The following is a 7,159-nucleotide window of genomic DNA, read 5'->3' on the forward strand; positions in this document are numbered from 1 at the left end:
ACCGGAACCGACGGACAGTTACCGCCCCGGCGAGGACGGACGGGTATGACCGAGTATTTCGAGGTTCACGGCCGCGACGGCGCGGCCCGCCGGGGGGAACTGCGGCTCACGGAGCCGGTTCCGACGCCCGCCCTCGTCGACGACGTCCTCGAGGACGGCGGGAGCCGCTGGCACGCCGAGCAGTCCGTACCCGAGGGCGACGACGCCAGCCTGACTGTCCTTCCGCACCGGGCGCTCCCACCGGGAACCGAACGGCCCGTCGAGGACGCGTTCACGGACGAGTATCCGGACGTCGCGTTCCCGAGCGCCGCGGTCGTCTCACCGACGACGGCCGACGACTACGGGGCCGACGCGTACGTCCTCTCGAACGCCGGCGGCTACGTGGGCCACGCCGAGGCGTTCGTCGGGGCGCTGTTGTCGGTTCGGGCGGCGGTCCCCGACGACACCGCCCTCTATTGCCCCGCGGCCGCGACGCCGGCGAACGTCGCCACACTCGCGTACGCGGGTGTCGACCTCTTCGACGAGAAACGCGCCAGGGCGAGGGGGCTGGAGGGGTTTTATCTCACGACCGACGGCGAGGCGTTCCTCGAGGATCTCGGGGAGCGGCCGTGTCCCTGCCCGGCCTGTCGCACCCCGATCGAGGCGTTCGATCGGACGGACTGCGCCGAACACAACGCCAACGCGCTCGCCGCCGAACTCGCCCGCGTTCGGGGCCGGATCGGGCAGGGCCGCCTCCGCGATTACGTCGAGGGGCAGGCCCGCCACGAGGCGTGGCTGACGGCGACGTTCCGCCGCCTCGACCAGCAGTACGGCTACCTCGAGGAGCGAACGCCCGTCTTCCGGCGCAACGAACTGCTGGCGACGACGGACGACACCCTCCGCAGACCGGAGATCCAGCGCTTCGCCGAACGGGTGACGAACCGGTATCGCCGCCGCCTCGACGCGCCGCTCGTGTTGGTGCCGTGTTCGGCGCGGAAACCCTACAGCGACTCCCAAAGCCACGAGCAGTTCACCCGCGCGATCGGCTATCGGGGCCACATCGTCTCGATGACGTCGCCGATCGGCGTCGTCCCGAACGAACTCGAGACGACGTATCCAGCCCAACACTACGATAGCGTCGTTACCGGCGAGTGGACCGAGACCGAAATCGGGTTCGTCGCCGCCGTCCTCGAACGCTACCTCGAACGCGCCGACTACGACCGCCACATCGCGCACGTCCCGACGGAGTACCGCGAGATCTGCGAGCGCGTCGAGGCGTCGCTCGGGATCGACTTCGAGTACACCGTTTCGGACCACCCGACGACAGACGAGTCCCTCGCCGCCCTCGAGGACGCCCTCGGGGGCGAACCGAGCTATTACAAGCGCGAACGCGAGTCGGCGACGGTGCGGGCGATCGCCGATTTCCAGTTCGGCGACGGTGCCGGTGACGCGGTGTTCGGCCCCGACGCAACGACCGAGGGGATCTACCCCAAACTGCGGGTCCGAAACGGCGACGGCGACCATCTGGCGACGATGGTTCCCCAGTACGGCACGCTCTCGTTGACGCTGGCCGGCGCGCGGGCGTGGATCGACAGCGACGCCCCGACCAAACGCGTCGACATCGACGGCTTCGTTCCGAGCGGGAGCGTCCTCGCCCCCGGCGTGACCGGAGCCGACGAGTCGATCCGCCCCGGCGACGAGGTCGTCTTCGAGGGGCCGAAGGCGTTCGGCGTCGGCCGAGCGGCCTCTCACGGCCGGGCGATGGCGGAGGGCTCACGCGGCGTCGCGGTCGACGTCCGACACTGTGCGGAGCGCTGACACTCCTGGCCATCTTTTTATTCATGGCGCGCCACTACGCGGTATGGACGAGATCCAACTCGGCGTTCCGAAGCCCCTCCTCGATTCGCTGCCCGAGGACGACGCGGGCGCGAAACAGGACATGCAACGCGCCGTCGAGGGGTACAACGCGCGGGTCGACGGTGCCATACGGGCGACCGACGACGACGGCGAGGCTGCCGCCCGGATCCTCGATATCATCGAACACTTCGAGGACCGAATCGAACGGTTCCACGCGTTCGTACCCGAACTCCGGGCGTGGGGGCAATCGCCCATTTTCGCCATCGCGTGGCGGAACCTCTATGCGGACCTCATAGAGCAACTGTACGACCACGAGTGGCTCGCCGCACAACTCGATCGAGAACGCAACGCCCGCCTCGTCGAGGACGGAATCAGGCTCTCGGACCTATGAGCGACGCACGCGCCGAAGACGACGGCGATCGGCTCTCCCTCGAACTCCGGTTTTTCGCCACGTTCCGGGCGGCCGTCGGCCAGAAGGTACTGGAACGCGAGTTCGAGGCCGGGACGACGGTCGGCGACGTCCTCGCGGCGCTCGAGTCGGAGTTTCCCGAACTCGCGGGCGATATCCTCGACGACGCGGGCGATATCAAACCGCAGTTGAGCGTCCTGAAGAACGGCCGGGAGGTGGTCCACATCGACGGGGCCGACACCCCGATGGGCGACGGCGATACGCTGAGTGTCTTTCCGCCGGTCGCGGGTGGATGATGGAGGAGACACGCGAGTTCCGCGGGATCTCGAAACGCCTCGCCGCCCAGTATCTCGAAACCCTCGGCGGCGAGCGGATCGACGAGGCCGGCGACCGGATCGAGGCCGACGACTGGTCCGCGGAACTCTCCGAGCGGAAGGTGAACCCGATGGGGTCGATCACGCTCAACGAGGTCGAGATCCGCTTCGAGGGCGAAGCGGACACGCTCCGACCCACCATCGAGCGCTTCGCCCAGAAGGCCATGCGCGCCGGTGGGTAGCGTGTCCGACGGCCCACTCGACGGCAACGCAGTCGTCCTCGCGGCGGCGAAAGCCTCCGTTTCCGGCGAACTCCTGCCGGATCTCGTCGGCCGGGCCCAAGAACTGCTCGACTCGCGCCGCGACCGCTACGAGCGCGGCTACGAGTGCATCCACGAGGACGGGGAGGCGGCGGTCTTTCTCGTCGAGGAGGGACACTGGGCCGACCTTGGCGAGGCGTTCGACCTCGAGCGCCGCGAGTGGGAGGCGCTGCGCCGCGCCCACGGCGAGCACCTCAAACAACTCGGCGGCGATCTCGGCCGTCGTACGGAGTTCGAGACGGCCCTCGACGTCCGCGAAGTCGTCGTGATCGGATCGGCGTAGCGACCCTCGATTCCCCGTCCGCGCTACGGGCGCTCCCGGTAGCCCCGAGCGACCGGAGTGCCTCGGCGAGTGCCCACGCGCCGACGCGGAGCGCCTCGGCGGAACCGCCAGTCTCGCCGCCCCCGTCCGTGTCGCCGGTGTCCGAGCCGCGTCCTCCGGCCATCAGGTCCAGGGGACCGACCGCTCCTGTAGCTCCCCGGCGATCGGCCGACGCATCGTTTCCTCGACGCTTTCGACGTTTTCGAGCGCCCACATCAGCTTGACGTAGGCGGTCTCCGGCAGCGTATCGCCCGCCTCGACGACGCCGGCGTCGAGGAGGTCGCGACCGGTGTCGTAGACGCGATCACAGACCCGTCCCTCGATACACTGACTCGTCATCACGACCGTCGTACCGTCGTCGACCAGGTCGCCGATCCGGCCGATCCACTCGGTGTTGACGTGGCCCAGCCCGGTCCCCTCGATGACGAGCCCCGAGGCCCCCTCGACGGTGTCGAGGACCGCGGGATCGGTTCCGGGGACGAACGTGCGCAGTTCGACGTCGGTGTCGAGTTCCGGGGTGAGACGGAGGGCGTCCTCGTCGCGCGCTCGGACCGGCCGGCCGAAGAAGACGTCGCCGGTCGCCCATTCGACGCGCCCGATCGGCTCCGCACCGACGGTCTCGAAGGCGTCGCGTCTGGACGTGTGGTTCTTCCGGACGCGGGTGCCGCGGTGCAGCGCACACGCCTCGTCGGACTCGGATTCGTGCATACAGACGAGCGTCTCGGAGTGGTCGGCGATCGCGGCCTCGACCGCACAGACCGCGTTCATGACGTTGTCCGAGGAGGGCCGATCTGCCGACCGCTGGCTGCCCGTCAGGACGACCGGGACGGGGGTATCGAGGGTAAACGACAGCGCGGCGGCGGTGTACTGCATCGTGTCGGTGCCGTGCATCACGACGACGCCGTCGGCTCCTGCCTCGATCTCGTCGTGGACCGCCTCGGCCAGTTCCGTCCACACCGTCGGTGTCATGTTCTCCGAAAGGATGTTCGCTACGACGCGGCCGCGGTAGTTCGCCCGCCCGGCCAACTCCGGGACGGCACGAAGGACGTCCTCGGCGTCGAACTGGGCGGTGACCGCACCGGTCCGGTAATCGACTGTCGAGGCGATGGTGCCGCCCGTCGAAATGAGCGCTACGGTCGGAAGGGTCTCGTCGAAGGTGATCTCCGACCGTCCCTCCGAGTCCCCGCCGGAGTCGATGTCGTAGGTATCCCGCTCCAGTACGTCGGCGCTCGCGTCGTCCCGGTCGATCCCGACGTTGTAGCCGCCGTCGAGTTTGACGACGAGTTCCTCCGCCGTCGTCGAGGGCAACAGGACGCCCTCGTAGGTGGTCCCGGTACGGTCGACGCGGACGCGGTCCCCAGGGTTCATACACCGACGTATCGGCCGGTCCGACTTGAAAGGCTCCCTTCGCGGTCCGGCGCGTCCGCAGTTATAAATACCCGTCGGCCCGCGCCAACAGCAGCCCCTCGATGGTGGCGTCGTTTGCCGGCTTCGTCCGCGCGAGGTCGAGCGCCTCCCCGACCGGGACGGTCACGACGTTCAAGAACTCGCTGCCGTCGAGTTTCCGCTCGCCGCGGCTGAATCCCTCGGCCCACACGATCCCCCGCGGGTGTCGCAACACGCCGGTCGAACACCAGAACTCCTCGAGGAGTTCGACCCTCTCGGGGACGAGGCCGACCTCCTCTTCGAGTTCGCGCGCACCCGTCTCGGCGTAATCCTCGCCGTCCTCGACGATCCCCGCCGGCAGTTCATAACAGAGCCGCTCGATCGTCGGTCGGTACTGTTCGACCATCACCACGGAGGGTCCGGTCGGCTCCCCGCCGCCGACCGCGTCCACGAGGCCGAGGCTCGCCGGATCCTCGACGACGGCGACGATGACGACCGCGGGCGGTAACTCCGCCCAGTAGTACCGTTTCGTGCGCCCGTCGGGCAACTCGACCAGGTCGTACCCTCCGGCGTACCAGCCCGTCTCGTACTCGGTTTTCGATTCGAGGATCGGCCACCCGTGATCCGCCGGGCTCAGGCCGGTGACGCCCTCGCTGGGGTCGCCGACAGACCCGTCGTCGGTCACGCCGCGTCCCCCGTCGGCGAGAGCCGGTCCCGATAGATCCGGTTGAACGCCATCCGCCGGACGGTTCCGACCGCCGCGTCCGGTTCGCTTTGGAACGTCGCGGCGACCGCGGTTTCGGCGGGGGGTGAGACGTGCCAGGCCACGCGGTCGACGCTGTCGCTGCCGGCGATCCGGACGTCCCCCGGATACGCCTCGCGCCACGCCTCGAACGCCTCGCTGTCGGCCACCCGGACCGCGAGCGTCTCGGCGAAGAGCGCCTGCCGGGCCGTCTCGACCACGTCACCCGTCACCCGGTCGTCGTACTCCGCCTTCTCGAACGCCATCGCCCGCGCGGTCTCGCGCACGACGGACTGGGCCGTCGTCCCGAGGGCCTCGTATCGGGCTTCGGCGTCCGCCCACGACTCGGGGGTAAAGCGCCCTCGCGTCTCCGCGTCGGCTTCGTCGGGGTCGTCGTCCACGCTCGGCTTTCGGGCTTCGCTGGATTCATGGTTCCGTTTCGCCCCGTCGGCGCGGTCACCGCCCGGCATCGTCTCCGTTGCTGTTTCCGCTGCTGTTTCCGTTGTCGGTGTTTCCGTCGTCGTTCCCGCTGTCGGTGTTTCCGTCGTCGTTCCCGCTGTCGGTGTTTCCGTCGTCGTTCCCGTCGGCCCCGTACATCCGGCGGGTCATCTCGCGGGCTTCCTCGAGCACCTCTGCGGTCTCCCCGTCGACCGGGCCGGACGTGTCGACGACACCGCCCCGGGCGGACGCGTGGTCGCTTTCGGACCCGCGTTCGGTGTGGCTGTGGCCGTAGCCGCCGTGGTCGTGGCCGGCGTGACCGCCCCCGCCGTGGCCGTGGCCGGCGTCGATGTCGTCGAACAGCGCCCCGGATCGTTCCTCGGGCGGATCGTTCGGACCGTCCTCGAGGCCCCCGGCGGTGTCCTCGAAGAGCTGCGGGAACTCCGTCTCCTCGACCCGTTCGGCGACGACGTCGGCGAGTTCGGACTCACCCATTTCGGCCCACGCCGGGGCGCGGTCGTCGAGCCACGCCTCGTGGTCGGTATCGCCCAGCATCGCGGTGAACGCGAGGTGGTTCGCGAGATGTCCCGCGTCGGCCTGTGGGTCCGAACAGACGGGGCAAGCGTATCCCATACCCGACGTCGGGCCGCCAGCGTCAAAACGCCTGCGCCACGCCCCTTCACAGGCGTTTGATCAGCACGTAGGCGTCCTCGCCGTCGTCGTAATAGTCCGGGACGACGTGGTGTCGCTCGAAGCCGAACGACGAGTACAGTGCCCGCGCCGTCTCGTTCGTCCGCCTGACTTCGAGTTTGACCTGTCGGACGCCCGACGCCGCGAGCGACCCGACCGCGCGAGTGAGGAGCCTCTGGCCGATACCCTGCTGGCGGTGTGTGGGCGCAACGGCGAGGTCCTTTATGTGTCCGATCCGCGTACCGCCCCCGTCGACGGTGTCGGCGATGACGTAACCGACGATCCTGTCGTCGGCCTCGGCGACCAGAAACCCCGGTCCCCCGAGAAACCGCTCGAAGGCCGCGTAGGGCCACGGCTGGTCGAAAGAGCGCTTTTCGATCCGGAACACCGACAGGAGATCGGCCCGGCCGACCTCCCGGATCTCGATCCCGGCGCGTGGATCGGTGTTCGTCACACTACGGCGTACCCATGACGGCGATTTATGCCTGTCGGCACCCGCCGTCTCGACGTCGGGACGCCCCACGTCACGTGATCACATGCGCCACTGGATGCCAGAAGATTCATATGTGCGTGAATACAACCATCATATGCACCCGTTTGGGTGCAGGGGGGGGGGGGGGGGGGGGGGGGGGGGGGGGGGGGGGGGGGGGGGGGGGGGGGGGGGGGGGGGGGGGGGGGGGGGGGGGGGGGGGGGGGGGGGGG

General features: G+C 69.3%; 10 protein-coding genes. 5 read left to right on the plus strand and 5 right to left on the minus strand.

All coding sequences use genetic code 11. From position 1 onward, the window contains the following. Nucleotides 1–45 precede the first annotated feature (45 nt). The 5 genes from arcS to HZR14_RS03355 are packed head-to-tail and all read left to right on the plus strand — an operon-like array spanning nt 46 to nt 3,162. Nucleotides 46–1,797: an archaeosine synthase subunit alpha gene (gene arcS / locus HZR14_RS03335; protein ID WP_181691450.1), complete on the plus strand. Its 1,752-nt coding sequence runs from the start codon at nt 46–48 to the stop codon at nt 1,795–1,797. 43 nt (nt 1,798–1,840) lie between these two features. Beyond that, the gene (locus tag HZR14_RS03340; protein WP_181691451.1) at nt 1,841–2,227 is read left to right on the plus strand and encodes a DUF7971 family protein; all 387 of its coding nucleotides are present in this window, start codon (nt 1,841–1,843) and stop codon (nt 2,225–2,227) included. Next, nucleotides 2,224–2,541, plus strand: coding sequence for a ubiquitin-like small modifier protein 1 (locus HZR14_RS03345; RefSeq protein WP_181691452.1), 318 nt, complete (start codon nt 2,224–2,226; stop codon nt 2,539–2,541). The genes HZR14_RS03340 and HZR14_RS03345 overlap by 4 nt, the downstream gene beginning before the upstream one ends. Beyond that, nucleotides 2,541–2,801 carry a MoaD-like domain-containing protein gene (locus tag HZR14_RS03350; protein ID WP_181691538.1) on the plus strand — a complete coding sequence of 87 codons (261 nt, stop codon included), beginning with the start codon at nt 2,541–2,543 and terminating at the stop codon, nt 2,799–2,801. The genes HZR14_RS03345 and HZR14_RS03350 overlap by 1 nt, the downstream gene beginning before the upstream one ends. A gap of 1 nt (nt 2,802) precedes the next feature. Next, nucleotides 2,803–3,162, plus strand: coding sequence for a DUF8048 family protein (locus tag HZR14_RS03355; protein ID WP_181691453.1), 360 nt, complete (start codon nt 2,803–2,805; stop codon nt 3,160–3,162). A 162-nt stretch (nt 3,163–3,324) separates the two neighbouring features. Here the strand turns inward: HZR14_RS03355 and gatD are convergent, their stop codons facing one another. The 5 genes from gatD to rimI form a co-directional block, all read right to left on the minus strand. Beyond that, the gene (gene gatD, locus HZR14_RS03360; RefSeq protein WP_181691454.1) at nt 3,325–4,569 is read right to left on the minus strand and encodes a Glu-tRNA(Gln) amidotransferase subunit GatD; all 1,245 of its coding nucleotides are present in this window, start codon (nt 4,567–4,569) and stop codon (nt 3,325–3,327) included. A gap of 61 nt (nt 4,570–4,630) precedes the next feature. Next, complete coding sequence (locus tag HZR14_RS03365; protein WP_181691539.1) at nt 4,631–5,224, minus strand: NUDIX hydrolase; 594 nt, start codon at nt 5,222–5,224, stop codon at nt 4,631–4,633. A gap of 44 nt (nt 5,225–5,268) precedes the next feature. Then, nucleotides 5,269–5,799 (minus strand): DUF5809 family protein, encoded by a 531-nt coding sequence (locus HZR14_RS03370; RefSeq protein WP_220132422.1) that lies wholly within the window; start codon nt 5,797–5,799, stop codon nt 5,269–5,271. Then, on the minus strand, nt 5,786–6,400 hold the full coding sequence (locus HZR14_RS03375) for a DUF5810 domain-containing protein (RefSeq protein WP_181691455.1): 615 nt from the start codon (nt 6,398–6,400) through the stop codon (nt 5,786–5,788). The genes HZR14_RS03370 and HZR14_RS03375 overlap by 14 nt, the downstream gene beginning before the upstream one ends. A 46-nt stretch (nt 6,401–6,446) precedes the next feature. Continuing rightward, nucleotides 6,447–6,911: a ribosomal protein S18-alanine N-acetyltransferase gene (gene rimI, locus HZR14_RS03380; RefSeq protein ID WP_181691456.1), complete on the minus strand. Its 465-nt coding sequence runs from the start codon at nt 6,909–6,911 to the stop codon at nt 6,447–6,449. Nucleotides 6,912–7,159: the final 248 nt, after the last annotated feature.

It is taken from the genome of Natronomonas salinimetallica (genome assembly GCF_013839515.1).
Taxonomy (GTDB): Archaea; Halobacteriota; Halobacteria; order Halobacteriales; family Haloarculaceae; genus Natronomonas.